General features: G+C 56.6%; 11 protein-coding genes. 7 read left to right on the top strand and 4 right to left on the bottom strand.

Going from position 1 to position 15,406, the window contains the following annotated elements; translation table 11 throughout:
- Positions 1 to 4: 4 nt before the first annotated feature.
- Positions 5 to 178, bottom strand: coding sequence for a hypothetical protein (locus tag KR51_RS19485; RefSeq protein WP_232214563.1), 174 nt, complete (start codon positions 176 to 178; stop codon positions 5 to 7).
- A 376-nt stretch (positions 179 to 554) separates the two neighbouring features.
- On the opposite strand from KR51_RS19485, the gene KR51_RS07870 reads away from it, so the two are divergent.
- Positions 555 to 2,282, top strand: a complete 1,728-nt coding sequence (locus tag KR51_RS07870; RefSeq protein ID WP_022606552.1) for an ABC transporter ATP-binding protein — start codon at positions 555 to 557, stop codon at positions 2,280 to 2,282.
- Between the two features lie 95 nt (positions 2,283 to 2,377).
- On the opposite strand, the gene KR51_RS07865 is transcribed toward KR51_RS07870, so the two are convergent.
- The 3 genes from KR51_RS07865 to KR51_RS07855 all read right to left on the bottom strand — a co-directional run bounded on the left by KR51_RS07865 (position 2,378) and on the right by KR51_RS07855 (position 6,563).
- Entirely contained in the window at positions 2,378 to 3,178 is an 801-nt protein-coding gene (locus KR51_RS07865; protein WP_022606551.1) for an SDR family NAD(P)-dependent oxidoreductase, read from the bottom strand.
- Between the two features lie 63 nt (positions 3,179 to 3,241).
- A complete protein-coding gene (locus tag KR51_RS07860) occupies positions 3,242 to 4,048 on the bottom strand; it encodes a hypothetical protein (protein WP_022606550.1) in 807 nt (268 codons plus the stop codon).
- Positions 4,049 to 4,208: 160 nt separating this feature from the next.
- Complete coding sequence (locus tag KR51_RS07855) at positions 4,209 to 6,563, bottom strand: heavy metal translocating P-type ATPase (RefSeq protein WP_022606549.1); 2,355 nt, start codon at positions 6,561 to 6,563, stop codon at positions 4,209 to 4,211.
- Between the two features lie 579 nt (positions 6,564 to 7,142).
- Between KR51_RS07855 and KR51_RS07850 the strand changes: the two genes are divergently transcribed.
- The 6 genes from KR51_RS07850 (at position 7,143) to ppc (ending at position 15,405) form a co-directional block, all read left to right on the top strand.
- Positions 7,143 to 7,916 carry a WecB/TagA/CpsF family glycosyltransferase gene (locus KR51_RS07850; RefSeq protein WP_022606548.1) on the top strand — a complete coding sequence of 258 codons (774 nt, stop codon included), beginning with the start codon at positions 7,143 to 7,145 and terminating at the stop codon, positions 7,914 to 7,916.
- Positions 7,917 to 8,182: 266 nt separating this feature from the next.
- Positions 8,183 to 9,655 (top strand): glycogen synthase GlgA, encoded by a 1,473-nt coding sequence (gene glgA / locus KR51_RS07845; RefSeq protein ID WP_051358122.1) that lies wholly within the window; start codon positions 8,183 to 8,185, stop codon positions 9,653 to 9,655.
- Between the two features lie 171 nt (positions 9,656 to 9,826).
- Positions 9,827 to 10,099 carry a transposase gene (locus tag KR51_RS07840; protein ID WP_040655611.1) on the top strand — a complete coding sequence of 91 codons (273 nt, stop codon included), beginning with the start codon at positions 9,827 to 9,829 and terminating at the stop codon, positions 10,097 to 10,099.
- 850 nt (positions 10,100 to 10,949) lie between these two features.
- Entirely contained in the window at positions 10,950 to 11,504 is a 555-nt protein-coding gene (locus tag KR51_RS07830) for a hypothetical protein (RefSeq protein ID WP_022606546.1), read from the top strand.
- Between the two features lie 406 nt (positions 11,505 to 11,910).
- The gene (locus KR51_RS18220; RefSeq protein WP_022606545.1) at positions 11,911 to 12,117 is read left to right on the top strand and encodes a hypothetical protein; all 207 of its coding nucleotides are present in this window, start codon (positions 11,911 to 11,913) and stop codon (positions 12,115 to 12,117) included.
- Positions 12,118 to 12,345: 228 nt separating this feature from the next.
- Positions 12,346 to 15,405, top strand: a complete 3,060-nt coding sequence (gene ppc, locus KR51_RS07825) for a phosphoenolpyruvate carboxylase (RefSeq protein WP_040655609.1) — start codon at positions 12,346 to 12,348, stop codon at positions 15,403 to 15,405.
- Position 15,406: the final 1 nt, after the last annotated feature.

Here is a 15,406-nt window from a genome sequence, read left to right as displayed (position 1 = left end):
AGCATCAGCGTCGAGAGGATGTCACAACTGCTTGATTGCTTGCCGCTTCGCCAGTCGCCCGATCGAAACCGACGAGTGCGTTCACCAGCGTCGTGCAGAAATTACCGAGGGGGCGATCGGAGGTGGGGATGGTGCGGTGAATTTGCTGGTGCGCCCGCGGCGTGCGAGTCACAAGCACAGGTCGGCATTTTCGTGGATCGGCATCGTACGGTTGAACCCACTGCAGCCCTGCAAATCCTGGCGGCGGCAGAACAAACCCGGCCCCCGAAGAGACCGCGCAATCCCCTCTTGGAACGGGTGTGTAGTTAGTCATGAGCGCGTTGTTTGGCGTCAGATTCCAGCGCGAGTAATCGCCACACATCAGAGCGATGGGATGTCAATGTCGATTGATAGTCAGGCGAATGACCGCCGGATCGCCTGCCCCACGAGTCAATGCATCGGATCCGATTGCGAAGGGTCGGCTGAAAGCATGACGCGATCGCTGGCGAGTGAACCTTACTGAAGTTCGATTGAGGTCCTAAGATGAACGTGGTGTGCGGCTGGAGCGATCGAACGTGACGGTAATCAGGCTCGAAAATGTTAGCAAGATTTACCCTACAGGGGAAGTCTTGCGCGACGTTAATTGGGAGGTAAAAGCAGGCGATCGCGTAGGACTCGTCGGCGTCAATGGTGCCGGGAAAACAACGCAACTGAAGATCGTAATGGGCGTTGAAGAACCGACTACCGGACAGGTCGTGCGACCGGCATCACTGCGGATTGCTCACCTCAACCAAGAATTCGATGTAGAGCCAGGACGTACGACACACGAAGAATTGTGGACGGTATTTACCGAAGCCAATCGCGTACAACACGAACTCGCGCGGGTGCAAGGTGCAATGGCATCTGCCGCCCCTGACGAACTCGAACGGCTCATCCACGAACTCGATCGCTTACAGCATCAGTTTGAGTCCCTAGACGGCTACGGTCTTGACGCGCGGGTTAGTCGGTTGCTTGCCGATATCGGCTTCGAGCCCGACGACAGCCAAGCATTGGTCAGCAGTTTTAGCGGTGGCTGGCAAATGCGCATGTGCTTGGGCAAGACGATTCTACAAGCGCCGGACGTCTTGCTGTTGGACGAGCCGACCAACCACCTCGACCTCGAAACCATTGAGTGGCTGGAAGGGTATCTCAAGCAGTTGTCGTTGCCTATGGTCATTGTCTCGCACGATCGAGAGTTTCTCGACCGGATCTGCACGCAGATCGTCGAAACCGAGCGCGGCGTGTCAACAACGTATTTGGGTAACTATTCGAGCTATTTGGAACAGAAGCAGCTCAATCGCGAAGCCCAGTTAAGCGCCTACGAACGCCAACAGTCCGAAATTGCCAAGCAACAAGCGTTTGTCGAGCGTTTCCGGGCCAGTGCCACGCGCAGTACCCAAGCGAAAAGCCGCGAGAAACAGCTTGAAAAGATCGAGCGGATTGAGGCACCAGACGGTGACGTGAAGGTACTGAATTTCCGATTTCCACCCGCTCCGCGCAGTGGATTGGAGGTCGTGAAGGTTGAGGATCTGACCTATGAGATCGGCGATAAGGTGTTGTTCCTCGGGGCAAACTTGTTCGTCGAGCGCGGCGATCGCATTGCCTTCCTCGGACCGAATGGTGCTGGCAAATCGACACTTTTACGTCTGATCGTCGGCATCGAGCAGCCAACGGACGGCACGGTTGCCTTGGGAGCCCACACTGTCATTCCCGGTTATTTCGAACAAAACCAATCCGAGGCCCTCGACCTCGATCTCACCGTTCTCCAAACGCTGCAGGACGCTGCTCCCGATTGGAAATACGAGGACCTTCGGGCGATGCTGGGCAAGTTTTTGTTTAGCGGCGATACGGTTGCCAAACCCGTTGCTGCCCTCAGTGGCGGTGAAAAAGCACGGTTGGCGCTTGCAAAAATGCTGCTGACTCCAGTTAATTTGCTCGTTCTCGACGAGCCGACGAACCACTTAGACATCCCAGCGAAAGAGACACTAGAAAACGCACTTCAGATGTATGAAGGTACGGCGCTGATCGTCTCCCACGATCGCTACTTTATCTCGAAGGTGGCGAACAAAATCGTCGAGATCCGCGACGGCGAACTCGTCGTCTACAAAGGCGACTACCACTACTATCTCGAAAAAGTCGAACAGGAAAAAGAGCAAGCCCGACTAGAGGCAAAGCGCAAAGCCGATGCTGCTAAGCGAACTGAGAAACTGGCCAAACAGAAGGAAAAAGCAAAGACCCGCAAGACCGCCAAAAAGAAAAAGTAACAGTGCGATCGCCTGTGGAAACGCGATCGCGCTATTCCAAATAAGATCCGACCTTACTGTCGGCGTACGTCCCGATCTCGATCGCTAACCGCTTGCTAGGTTCGTTCGGATACCTCGGGGGGTCGGAACAACCCGGCAACGCCCTTGAGCAGAAATTCGTTCGGCACAAAGCGCGGTGCGGCACAGAGCATTTGGTTGCCAATGCCGCCCGCGACGATCGCCGCGCGACCGCGATCGTAAGCTCGCAGAGCTTCTTCAACGACCTGTTCGGGGGTGGCAAAACTCAAAGGTTTAACCATATCGCCATCAGTTGGCATACCCGCTATTTTGAAAAAATCCGTTGCTGTTGGGCCCGGACACAATGCCAGAACCTTGACCCCGCGATCGTGGGTTTCCGCCCAAAGTGCCTCGCTAAAGCTGAGTACGAAGGATTTAGTTGCTGAATAAACAGCCATATACGGCAGCGGGACGTAGCTCGCGGTGGACCCGACGTTGATGATGCCTCCAGAATGCCGCGCCAGCATCGATGGTAGAAAGCGGTAGGTTAGATCCGTCAGCGCCATCACGTTGAGTTGAATCATTTGCAAGAGCTTGGCGCGATCGCCCTGCTCGAATGGACTGTAGTCGCCAAATCCCGCGTTGTTAACGAGTAGATCGATGGGTAAGTCCAGGGTCGCGATCCCGCGTTCGACACAATCGACGGCATCGGGAGCTGTTAGATCTTGAACGAGGAACTCGACGCGGATCGAGTAGCGATCGCGCAGTTCCATTGCGAGGGACTGCAAGCGTTCTTTACGCCGCGCTAATAAAACGAGATCGGTTTGGCGTTGCGCGAGCGCGCGAGCAAACGCCATACCGATCCCAGAGGAAGCACCTGTAATCAAAGCAACGGACATGGAGGGTAAGGGGCAGAGACATCCCATCAAGTTTATCGAGATGTCTTGCGATCGCAACTCGACCTAGCGACTCAAAGATAGGCGCGACTGCAAGATCACGTCTAAGTCGCGGTTGGGGTCGATCGAGATCAGCTCGGCGCGATCGCGACCGATCAGCCAACCGGTTAGCGCACCACCGCCTGCACCGCCCAATACTTCAAAGACACCCGCATTGCTGTTGCCGGTCACGCCGGCAATAATTGCTGCCGCAGCTGCTCCAGCCGCTGCCCCGCCTAAAATTTCAGCAGTTTTCGCGCCCTCGCGAATGGTTTCTGTACGCGTGACGATTTGGGAACTGCCGTAGATTGCCTGCGCGCGACCGGTGTCGGCAAAGATCAGCTCGCGGGCGACAAATTGCGATCCGCCACCAGCCGGTACGATTTCCCCGACGATGCTGCTGCCCGCAGGAATTAGTACCGAACCGCGGCGATCGCGAATGTTCGCGGCAACGCTCAGCGTCAGCGGCAGGGTTTCTTCGGGCGTGACGAGGATCTTCTCGGCTTCGGCGTAGCGGACGGGGATCGTAACGCCAGCAGGAATCGTCGCGTTGCGCGCGCGGGAGTTGGTAAACGCAGTGTTATCCCGAGAGCCGAAGGTGACGTAACCCGAATCGTAGCGCGTGTCATTCGTATTCGGAACGTTTGTGTAAGCCGGCTGGCGATATGTCGCTTGTCCGAAGGGATTCGAGTCGTAACCCGTGTTGTAGGTTGAGCGAGTTTGGTTGCGGAAAGGGTGCGCGTTAGCCGGTTGTGGAGTCAGCGCGATCGCCGCTGCGCCTGCAGAGAAGGCCAGCGCTGTCGTGCTAGCAATGAAGCGGTTTGCAATAGACATCGGGCAAAAACTCCTAGGTCGTGCGATCTAACTAAGCAGACTCTAACGAACATCTAGGAATCGCGACTAGGGGCAAAAGTTTGCAATTCCCTGCTATTTTGGACGGACTCCATTACCGTAAACTGCAATACAATCGCCACGCGATCGTTACGAAGTTAAATCAATCCTTCGAGTTCGGACGCCAACGCCTCAACAACAGGGAGTTCGTCACGACCATGACAGAGCTGAACGCCATAAAGCCGCCTGCTGCTGCCGGACCCAGGGCGATATGGAATTGAGGGAGGAAAACACCTGCTGCTGCTGGAATGGCAATGGCGTTATAGCCGAGCGCCCAAAACAGGTTTTGCCGGATCTTGCCTAGAGTTGCCCGACTCAGTTCTATTGCTGCTACTACGTCCGTTAAGCGATCGCGCATCAACACGATTGCAGCTGTTTCGATAGCAACGTCCGTGCCATTTTTGAGGGCAATGCCGATCTCGGCTTGCGCCAGTGCAGGAGCGTCGTTGATGCCGTCGCCTACCATCGCAACGGTCGTGCCATCGGCTTGCCAGTTTCGGATGTGCTCGGCTTTCTCTGCCGGACGCAGACCCGCAATCGTGTTTTCGGGGTCGATGCCGGCTTGTGCGGCGATCATTCGGGCAGCTGCAGGTGTATCGCCAGTCAGCAAAAGCGTTTTCAGTCCTGCCGCTTGCAACCGCGCGATCGTTGCCTTGGCATCGGGACGCAAGCGATCTTCTAAAGCAATGGCGCCAATGGCTTCGCCGTCTGCTGCTACGTAGGCGATCGTCTTGCCAGCTGCCGCCAGCTCTCGCACCCGTGCCTCTAGGTGAGGTGCGATCGGGATGCCCCTGGACTGCAGCCAATCTGCCGTGCCGACGCAAGCGCGCTGGTCACTCGCGGTGGCCGCGACCCCCGCGCCGGCTTCTGTATAAAACTCCGCACCGCCGGAGATTTTGAGGTTGCGTTCGGTCGCTGCTGCCACGATCGCGGCGGCCAGTGGATGATGCGTCCCACTTTCAGCGATTGCTGCCAGCTGCAGCACCCGATCGCGCTCTGCATTGTCGCCGATCTCCATGCCATCAACGACGACGTCCGTTACCGTCGGTCGCCCTTCCGTCAGCGTGCCGGTTTTATCGAAAGCAATTGAGTTGAGGTGCCGCACGCGCTCCAACACGTCGCCGCCTTTGATCAACAATCCGCGCTGGGCTCCCAAGCTCGTGCCGACCAAGATCGCCGTCGGCGTTGCCAGTCCCAACGCACAGGGACACGCCACCACCAACACCGCGATCGCCAACCGCAAACTCAGCAGCAACGGCGAAGCAACGTCTGCCAACGGCCCGGCAGCGATCGCATCGCTCCACACGCGCGTGCCGAAGAGATACCAAAATCCGAATGTCAGGGCAGCGATTGCCATGACACCGTAGGCAAAATACCCTGCAACCGCGTCGGCAAGTTGCTGAACCGGCGCTTTGCGCACCTGCGCGTCTTCCACGGCCGCGACGATCTTCGCCAGCGTCGTGTCGCCTCCGACCTGCGTCGCCCGCACGACGATCGCCCCCGATTGATTCAGTGTCCCGGCTGCCAGGCGATCGCCCGGCCCCTTAGCGATCGGCATCGGCTCGCCCGTCAGCATCGACTCATCGACGGTTGTTTGCCCGGAGGCAAGATCGCCATCGACAGGAATCTTCTCGCCGGGCAAGATGCGGACCCAGTCGCCGGCCCGCACTTGTCCTACCGGCACCGGCAGTGCCGGCACGCTTGGATCGGGCTGGTTGACCAGTTGTGCGGCCGGTGGCTGGAGCGATAGCAGCGCCTCCAGTGCTGCCGACGCCCGCCCGCGCGCTCGACTTTCTAAGGTGCGTCCCAGCAAAATGAAGCCCAGCAGCATCACGGGTTCGTCGAAAAAACAGTCCCAACCGAGCCCGGGCAGCACCAGTGCCACGCAGCTGGCCAAATACGCACTCGTCGTCCCCAAGCCCACCAGCGCGTTCATATTCGGCAATCCGTGCCAGAGACTGCGCGCGCCGTCGACCACGATCGCGCGACCGGGACCGAGGAATGCTAGCGTCGCCAAGCCCCAATGAGCCCAGATATTGCTCAACACGGGAATTTCTGGACCGCCCCAATGCTTGAGGTGGCCGATCGCCGACAGTCCGATCAGCGCTGCCGCGATCGCGAGCTGACGTGCCTGCTGGCGTCGTTCGGCAGCGCGACGCACTGCTGGATCGGTGCGCTCGTCCGAACCGTCACTCCTTCGCGGCTGTGTTGTAAATCCGGTCGCAGTCAGCTTGTCGGCAATTTGTTGCGGATTGCCGAGATGGGAATCGTACTGAACCACAGCCGAAGCTGTCACCAAATTGACGGCTGCCGATACGACCCCAGGTTGCTGCGCAATTTGTCGCTCGACAGCACTGACGCACCCCGCACACTTCATACCTCTTACTTCGAAGGTTGCAACTGTCAAAGTCGGTGCGAGTCCGGACACCTCGGCGGCGGTTATCTGTACTTCTGACATGACGCTTGGAGAAGGAACTTGCATGTATAACGCAATCGCGTACTAAGGGTATTATTTACCGATCGGTTGTCAATGGTTTTGAAGAAGAGAAGATTCTGACAGGTGCTGCTGCTTTCACTATGGTGAGTTCGAGCAGCCCGTGCGCAATCGCCTTCTATTTTGACACCCTCAACTGCGATCGCGAGCACTCCGACTAGCGAAATTGTCTTGCCCGTGCCAGCACGCCAACATGGATCGCGTCCAATCCGGTTGAGCGCGAGTGGTGCAAGCTAAGTTTGTCCGAACGCAACTGCCTCAGAATGCCTAGAGGCACTGAATCGAACCACCCAAAAGTTTGGATAAACCATACCGATAAAATTTAGGTTTCTTGGTGGCAACTGCGAAGCGTCTTTCGTGTGTCTTTGTTTCAGTTGGCTCGGCTACGGAAAAGTCTGATACTGTGGTTATTGTCGGAATTGGAAATAACATACTATCCGTGCGGGCAATTGGAGCGACTACTGCAACCTTTGTGTGGGACTGTCCGTCGCTGGATCGAGTAAACAATTGCAGACTTTAAATATATTTAGGAATGACGTAAGAGTGGTACGCGCTCAGAAACAATCAAAACAATCGCTCCCGGAGTTGACCGATACGGTTGAGCCAGTCCAGGCTTCGGTCCTAGGGCTTCCAATCCACCTGTGCGACGATTTTGCTGGGTGGCTACAAGAGCGGATGGAAGCCAGTGCCGGCACCCACGTAGTGACGCTGAACTCCGAGATGGCAATGCTCGCTCGACAGAATTCCGAGCTAGCAGCGGCAATTCGGCAAGCGGATCTTGTCATTCCCGACGGTTCGGGCGTGGTGTTCTACTTGCGCTTGCGCGGCATTCTGCAAGCGCGCTGCGCCGGCATCGAGCTGGCTGCCGAAGCTGTCGCGCGATTGGCGCGTTTACCTGCACCTCATTCTGTCTTCTTTTACGGCGGAATGCCCGGTCGGGCAGCGGCAGCAGCGCGCTACTGGCAGCAACAGTACCCGCAACTCGAGATCGGCGTCCAACACGGTTACATCGCTTCCGAGCGGCAAGCCGAGTTTCTGGAGGACCTCCGCGCTCGCCAACCGCGCCTGATTTTGGTCGGGCTTGGCGTGCCGCGTCAGGAATCCTGGATCGTTCGCCACCGACACCTTTGTCCGTCCGCGACCTGGATCGGCGTTGGTGGCAGCTTCGATATCTGGGCAGGGGCGAAGTCGCGTGCGCCTGGGTGGATGAGCAACATTCATCTCGAATGGCTCTACCGTCTCTACCGCGAGCCGTGGCGCTGGCGGCGGATGCTCGTACTGCCGCACTTTGCCTTCAAGTCCATTATCGAGCGTTAGACATCGCGATCGTCCCTATTTGATCTGGCGCGGTCAGGCTCCCGTTAAGAAATTTAGACCGGTCGGGTTTGCCATGCGACGCGGCTGAGTAGCAGGGACCGCTCCGGTTTGAGGTACTTTCATCCAAGTCGAACTTGCTCGGGATCGCATTTGCGATCGCCCTTTGGTATACGAACGGGCCGGTCGCCGTATAGACTCTGCTAAAGGTAGGGGAACGTTCCCTTCATAGTTGTCGGTTCAGCCAGTCAGCCAAAAAAAGCATTATGGTGCGCATTCTCTTCGTTGCGGCCGAAGCCGCACCCCTCGCCAAGGTCGGCGGTATGGGCGATGTTGTCGGTGCATTGCCGAAGGTCCTCCGCAAACTCGGATACGACGTTCGCATCTTCATGCCCTATTACGGCTTTTTGCCGGACAAGATGGAGGTTCCGGACAAGCCAGTTTGGGTCGGCAACGCCATGTTCCAAACCTTCCAGGTCTTCCAGGCGGTTTTACCCGGTACAGACGTCCCGCTTTATCTCTTCGGGCATCCGTCTTTTTCCCAACGCCGCGTTTACTACGGGGAAGATGAAGACTGGCGGTTTACCCTTTTTGCCAACGGCGCGGCGGAGTTCGTTTGGAATTACGAATGGAAGCCCGACATCTTGCACTGCCACGATTGGCACACCGGTATGCTGCCGGTGTGGATGCACCAATCTCCAGATATTTCCACGATCTACACCATCCACAACCTCGCCTACCAAGGACCCTGGCGCTGGCGCCTGGAACAGATGACCTGGTGTCCGTGGTATATGCAAGGGCACAACACGATGGCTGCAGCCGTGCAATTCGCCGATCTCGTGAACACGGTCTCGCCCACCTATGCCGAACAGATTAAAACGCCTGCCTACGGTGAAACCTTAGAAGGGTTACTTTCATTTATTAGCGGGAAGATGCGCGGCATAGTTAACGGGATCGACACCGAACGCTACAACCCCGAAAAAGACCGATACATCATGGAGCCCTTCGGGGTCGATACGATCGAGCGGCGCGCGCCCAATAAGATTGCCCTTCAAGAAGAGGTCGGTCTGGAAATCAACCGCGGCGCATTTTTGATGGGAATCGTCTCGCGCTTAGTCGAACAGAAAGGACTCGATCTCATCGTGCAGATGCTTCCACAGTTCTTGGGCTTCACCAACTCGCAGCTGATCGTGCTCGGAACGGGCGATCGCTACTACGAGACCCAGTTGTGGGAGATGGCCGGGCGTTTCCCCGGTCGCATGTCGGTACAGCTGCTGTATAACGATGCGCTTTCGCGACGGGTTTATGCGGGTTGCGATGCTTTCTTGATGCCCTCGCGCTTCGAGCCCTGCGGGATCTCGCAGATGATGGCTATGCGCTATGGCTGCGTGCCGATCGTTCGCCAGACGGGCGGTTTGGTCGATACTGTCTCGCATAATAATCCGGCAACGGATTCGGGAACTGGTTATTGCTTCGATCGCTACGAGCCGCTGGATTTCTACACGGCAATGGTCCGCGCGTCCGAAGCTTATCGCTTCCCCGATAAATGGCAGCGGCTGCAACAACGCGGTATGCGCCAAAACTTCAGCTGGGAAAAGTCGGCAGTAGAGTATGTGCGCATGTACAAGGAAGTCCTCGGGCTGCCGCTGGACGAGCCCGTGGTAACCGCGGCAGATGAGCTTGCAGTAGCCCCTCCCGTAGCAACTCAGCCTTCGACTGACAAGCCTGCAGCAACCAAATAGTATCGGCTGACGAGCGCGCGCGATGCGTTGGCGCGCTCTTGCCTGGCAATAATCGAGTCAGCTTCGGTCAAGTGCTCCAAGAGGGCGTTTGGTAACAACTTTGCCGGCAGCTAAGGCGGCTTACCTGCTTGAAGGTCGAAAACTTATCCAGATTACTTTCTCTTCCTACACGTGGACAACGGTCGCCTGCATACGGTTAAGAGTCTGGAGCTCCCAGAGAACGTGATGCTGTTATTCCAGCCGCCGTACTGTCCGGAACTTAATCCCACCGAGCGGGTGTGGCAGCACCTGAAGCGAGACTTGCGCTGGGAGGTGTTTGAGGACTTGGAGCAACTGGAGAGCAAGCTCGTGCAGCTACTCGAGGAACTCACCCCAGAGGTTGTGGCTGCGCTCACAGGCTATGACTTCATTCTCGACGCTCTATCTGTCGCGAAACTTCTTTGATTCGGTATCACTCGATCGAGGTGCCGCTTGCTCGGGGTAGGTGATGTCGGTCGGGAGGCAAAGTTGGGCTTTTCGAGCCGAAAAACTCAATTTTTTGAGCAGTGAAGCGATCGCTGGTCCTGGAAATCGGTGACAGACGCGCGGCAGTCGAGGCCAGTCGCCGTGCCAGTGCAGAACCGATCCTGCCAGTTACGTCGATAATCGCGATAAATTTCTCGTACCAAATCCCCCAGCTCGCGATCCGAGTCGGATTGCAGCAATTCCTGCAGCATCCTCATCTGAAGTGAAGATTCAGGTACAGCAAGATTTACGCAAATCCGATATCAAGCATGTTTATGTTTTTTTACAATTTTGGTTCATAATTGCAACCGTCTCTGCCCGAACTATTAAGAGCCCTGCGGGCATTTGGGTGCAGTACGGGTTGACTGTCGTAACTGTTCGAAAAATACACTTCTTAAATTGTTGCCCGCACCGCATCCGAGCCCTGGCCAGAGGGATGCAAACTTGAGAAAAATTCAGTTATGTTGGTGAATCAATTGCCAGCTGGCGATCGCGTCCTTAATTTGAGAGGTATGGCGCAGTGATGCAGCGAGCTGGGACAGGCACGCTGGCAGTCGCGATCGATGCAAGATGTGCGCCATATCAAACAAAGAACTGTCACAGATAGTAGCAAGGCGCTCGGCACGGCCTTAATGTAAAAGAAAGAGAGATCGGTGCTGCGCCAGTCGCAATTATTCCAATTAGCAGAAGGCAAATTAGTCCGTTCGTCGGACTCGCTGGAATGATATTGCGCGTTAAGAACATATGCGTAGTGACTGTTAATGTGCGGCGCATCGGGAGACAAGGGTCCATGGCAATTGCACGAGCAACCCAACAGCAAACAGCAAAGCAACTGACATGGAATTCGGCGCGCTCATGGCAAGCGGCCGCGCAAGGCTGGGGGCTGCGGTTGGTGCTTGCAACACTCGCGATGCTGCCCTCAGCCGTCGCCAATGCCCGGCCGGAGACGATTCCGACACCGGGAATCCCCAACGGTACCTACATATACGGGAGTGTCGAGCAACCTGACGAGATCGGGCAGGAGTATTTCGTATTTGAGGCGCGTAATAACTATCTCCTCGGTACTTTCTATTATCCGCGTTCGGAGTTCAGTTGCTTCTACGGTCGGGTTGGCACGCGCCAACTCTCGCTGACGGTAATCGACCCATATAGCAACGAATCCCATCCCTACGCGATTGCATTTGCTCCCGTTGCGTTGGCCGCGGGAGAGGACGCAGCAGCGATCGGTTTGGAAGGCTACCATCGTCTCAGCAGCCTCAGCGTCAACGACCGCCGGATGCTCGACACTTGCATCGGCGAACACCAGCAAGATGTATGGCAGAAGACAATCGTCAAGCACATTTGAAACGGACGCCGCGCGGACTCGATTGCGTCCGCGTGGCGAAATCCACCTCTTAAGGGCGTTTTCCCTCAGCTCGCAAGCCAGCTCTTCACTTGCCGGTCGAGAGCCAACGATACCAACTCCACCTCAAAGCCGGTACTCCGGTCGATCTGAATTCGCGGTTTCGCAAACTCTTGCTACGAATTAAATTCTTTAGTGCCGGCAGCAATCGCAAATCCGTTGATGTCATGTCATGCTCCACGACCTAAAGCAACTCCTTAGCCAACATTGGGGGGGTGAAAGTTTATTGTGATTTTCAACAAACTAATTACTGTTTTCAGGCCGTTTGCCGAGTCAGGCTTGTTATTATCATTGACGAACGGGTAATTGTCAGGCTCTATTTAATTTTCGGTGCATATTGTTTAAATCTATGAGCTTACGACGTCCGCCACTCCCAACTGAAATCTTGCTTGGCTTGATGACAGCCCCAGTTTTGGTGGGGTTGACGGTCGGTCGGTCGGTCGGGCAAGCATGCGTTGGATTCGGCGAGGCATGTGAGGAGTTGTTACGAGGCGATCGCTTGCCAGTACTGCATTTCTCCCAGGATGATGAGTCTGAGATGACATCCGATTCCTGATGCGCTCCCGGCTTAAGTGGAGTAGTGATGTCGAAGTCTTCTGTGGTTTGAGCTATCTCCCCCGCCAACCGGTGCTATTAGCTAGACGTGCCAAGCGCTAACATCCCATGCAGTAGCGAAGCGAGCCCTATGCGGCAGCTCCTACGCTTCTTCGAATTAGCCTATACAATCTGGTGGTGAGCTTTTCAGCCAGAACGCATCCCGGCGCAGCGATCGCCCCAGCAGCTTATGATGTCACGCCTCCAATCCAATCGGACGGAACTGAAGCCAGTCGCCTCCGCTATCGGTCTGCTTTTACAACACAGACTGCGATTGGTTGAAGACTTATGGGGGGCTGTCCTGTACGACGAATGCGGTCAGCCACTCGTCGATATGCTCAAGCGGATGCGTTCTACGGAGTCAGAGCCAGAACAAGCTGCGCTGGCGTCGGAAACTGTATCTCGTTCGATTGAGGAATTCGACTTGGACGATGCCGTGCGGGCCGCACGGGCATTTGCACTCTATTTTCAATTAATCAACATCGTCGAGCAGCACTACGAGCAGCGCGACCGCCAGTCTACCCGTCGCATCAATCGCCCTCTAGAAAACGCCGATCTCGCAGACTCAGCTGTTGGCACGAACGGAACGGACGGCATCCACAACAGTACGAGCGTTCCGGGAGCAAACTACCTCGAGCGCAGTTGGCAGCAGGAGGACACCGCAACCGAGCGAGCAGCAGGAACCTTCGACTGGCTGTTCCCGCATATGCAGCAGTTGAACGTACCGCCGCGCCAGATTCAGCAGCTGCTCGACCGACTCGAAATTCGGTTAGTGTTCACTGCGCACCCAACCGAAATCGTGCGCCAGACGATTCGCCAGAAGCAGCGGCGCATCTCGCGCATTCTGCACCAACTGGATCGGATTGAGGCGGCCTATCCAATGCTTGGTGCTGCGGCGGCCTGGGAAACAGAAGCGGTCCAGCAATTGACCGAGGAAATTCGTTTGTGGTGGCGGACTGACGAACTGCACCAGTTCAAACCTTCGGTTTTGGACGAAGTAGAAAATACGCTGCACTACTTCCGAGAAGTTCTGTTTGATGCAGTTCCCCAACTTTCCCTACGCCTGCGGCAGTCTTTGCAATCAGCTTTTCCGGGACTGAAACCGCCGCGTAATTTCTTCTGCCGTTTCGGGTCCTGGGTTGGCTCGGATCGCGACGGCAATCCGTCGGTGACGCCGGACGTCACCTGGGAAACGGCCTGTTACCAGCGCAATCTCGTCATCGAACAGTACTTACGCGCGCTGAAGAAGTTATCGGATTTGCTCAGCTTGTCGCTGCACTGGAGCGACGTCCTACCAGAGTTGCTCGATGCTTTGGAGCAGGACCGATTGCAAATGCCATCCCTCTACGAGCGCTTGGCGATTCGGTATCGCCAGGAACCCTATCGCCTCAAGCTCGCTTACATTCAGCGGCGACTGGAAAATACGCGCGAACGCAACGCTCAACTGTCGCGACGCGATGGTGCGGCGGGCGTACCGGTGCAAATGGACCCGCGGGCCTACTACCCCACGGGCGAGAGCTTTTTGGCCGAATTGCGGTTGATCCAACGCAGCTTGTCGGAAACGGGGTTGAGCTGTGGGGACCTCGATGCATTGGTGTGCCAAGTGGAGGTGTATGGATTCAACTTGGCAGAGTTGGACATGCGCCAGGAATCCACGCGCCATGCCGACACGATCGAGGAGATCGTCAGCTACTTGCAACTGCTCGATCGTCCTTATAAGGAGCTGTTGCCTGCCGAGCGCGCGGCTTGGCTGACCGCCGAGTTGAAGACACGCCGGCCGCTGATTCCGGGCGAGCTGCCGTTTTCGGATAAGGCACGGGAAGCGATCGAGACGTTCCGCTGCCTGCGTCGCTTGCAGCAGGAATTCGGGCAGCAGGTCTGTCGCACGTACATTATCAGCATGAGCCACGAGGCAAGCGATATCCTCGAAGTGCTATTGCTGGCCAAAGAAGCCGGGTTGTACGACCCGGCAACGGGCATCTCCAGCGTTCAGATCGTTCCGCTGTTTGAGACGGTGGACGACTTGAAAAAGGCTCCGCAGGTGATGAGCGATTTGTTCGACTTAACCTTGTACCGAGCTTGCCTGGCTGGCGGCTTCGCGGAGCCACAACCTTCGGAAAACGAGGTGCTACAGCCGGCGCCAACGAACCTGCAAGAAGTCATGCTGGGTTACTCGGACAGCAACAAGGATTCCGGTTTCCTCAGCAGCAACTGGGAGATTCACAAAGCTCAAAAGGCACTGCAGAGCGCGGCCCAACAATATGGGGTGTCGCTGCGAATTTTCCACGGTCGCGGCGGCTCGGTCGGTCGCGGCGGCGGTCCGGCCTATGAGGCGATCGTGGCGCAGCCGAATCGGACGGTCGGCGGTCGCATCAAAATCACGGAGCAGGGCGAAGTGCTGGCGTCGAAGTATTCGCTCCCGGATCTGGCACTTTACCACTTGGAGACGGCAACGACGGCCGTGGTACAGGCAAGCTTGCTCGGCAGCGGCTTCGACGACATTCAGCCGTGGAACGAAATCATGGAAGAGCTGGCGGTGCGATCGCGCCAGCACTACCGCGCCCTGATTTACGAGAACCCCGACTTCCTCGATTTCTTCTTGTCGGTAACGCCCATTCAGGAGATCGGTCAGCTGCAGATCAGCTCGCGTCCGGCTCGACGCAAGAGCGGCAAGAAAGATCTGAGCAGTTTGCGCGCGATTCCCTGGGTGTTTAGCTGGACGCAGATGCGCGTGTTGCTGCCGGCATGGTACGGCGTGGGGACTGCGCTTCAGGGTTTTTTGCGGCAGGAGTCGGAAGAGAACCTCAAGCTATTGCGTTACTTCTACTTGAAGTGGCCGTTTTTCAAAGTAGCCATGTCTAAGGTAGAAATGACTCTGGCAAAAGTGGATTTACAGGTTGCAGAACACTACGTGCGCGAACTAGCAGCTCCAGGCGACCTAGAACGTTTCGAGCGCCTATTCGCCCAGATTGCCGGCGAGTACCACCTGACCCGCGACCTGATCCTGCAGATCACTGGGTATGAACATCTCCTCGACGGCGACCCGGAGTTGCAGCGCTCGGTGCAGTTGCGGAATGCGTCGATCGTGCCCTTGGGCTTCTTGCAGGTTTCGCTGCTCAAGCGCCTGCGACAGTACACCCAGCAAGCGGCAGCGGGAGCCATTCATTTTCGTTATAGCAAGGAAGAACTGTTGCGCGGTGCGATGCTAACGATCAACGGTATTGCGGCTGGGATGCGGAATACGGGTTAAT

It is taken from the genome of Rubidibacter lacunae KORDI 51-2 (genome assembly GCF_000473895.1).
Taxonomy (GTDB): domain Bacteria; phylum Cyanobacteriota; class Cyanobacteriia; order Cyanobacteriales; family Rubidibacteraceae; genus Rubidibacter; species Rubidibacter lacunae.
The sequence above is the reverse complement of the archived record's forward strand: the minus strand, read 5'-3'. Positions and strand labels throughout refer to the sequence as shown.

Bases quoted from the DNA above. Each gene is read 5' to 3' on its own strand.
- KR51_RS07865 (WP_022606551.1), bottom strand. From the start codon at position 3,178: ATGTCCGTTGCTTTGATTACAGGTGCTTCCTCTGGGATCGGTATGGCG.
- KR51_RS07860 (WP_022606550.1), bottom strand. From the start codon at position 4,048: ATGTCTATTGCAAACCGCTTCATTGCTAGCACGACAGCGCTGGCCTTC.
- KR51_RS07855 (WP_022606549.1), bottom strand. From the start codon at position 6,563: ATGTCAGAAGTACAGATAACCGCCGCCGAGGTGTCCGGACTCGCACCG.
- ppc (WP_040655609.1), top strand. From the start codon at position 12,346: ATGATGTCACGCCTCCAATCCAATCGGACGGAACTGAAGCCAGTCGCC.
- KR51_RS18220 (WP_022606545.1), top strand. From the start codon at position 11,911: ATGAGCTTACGACGTCCGCCACTCCCAACTGAAATCTTGCTTGGCTTG.
- KR51_RS07830 (WP_022606546.1), top strand. From the start codon at position 10,950: ATGGCAATTGCACGAGCAACCCAACAGCAAACAGCAAAGCAACTGACA.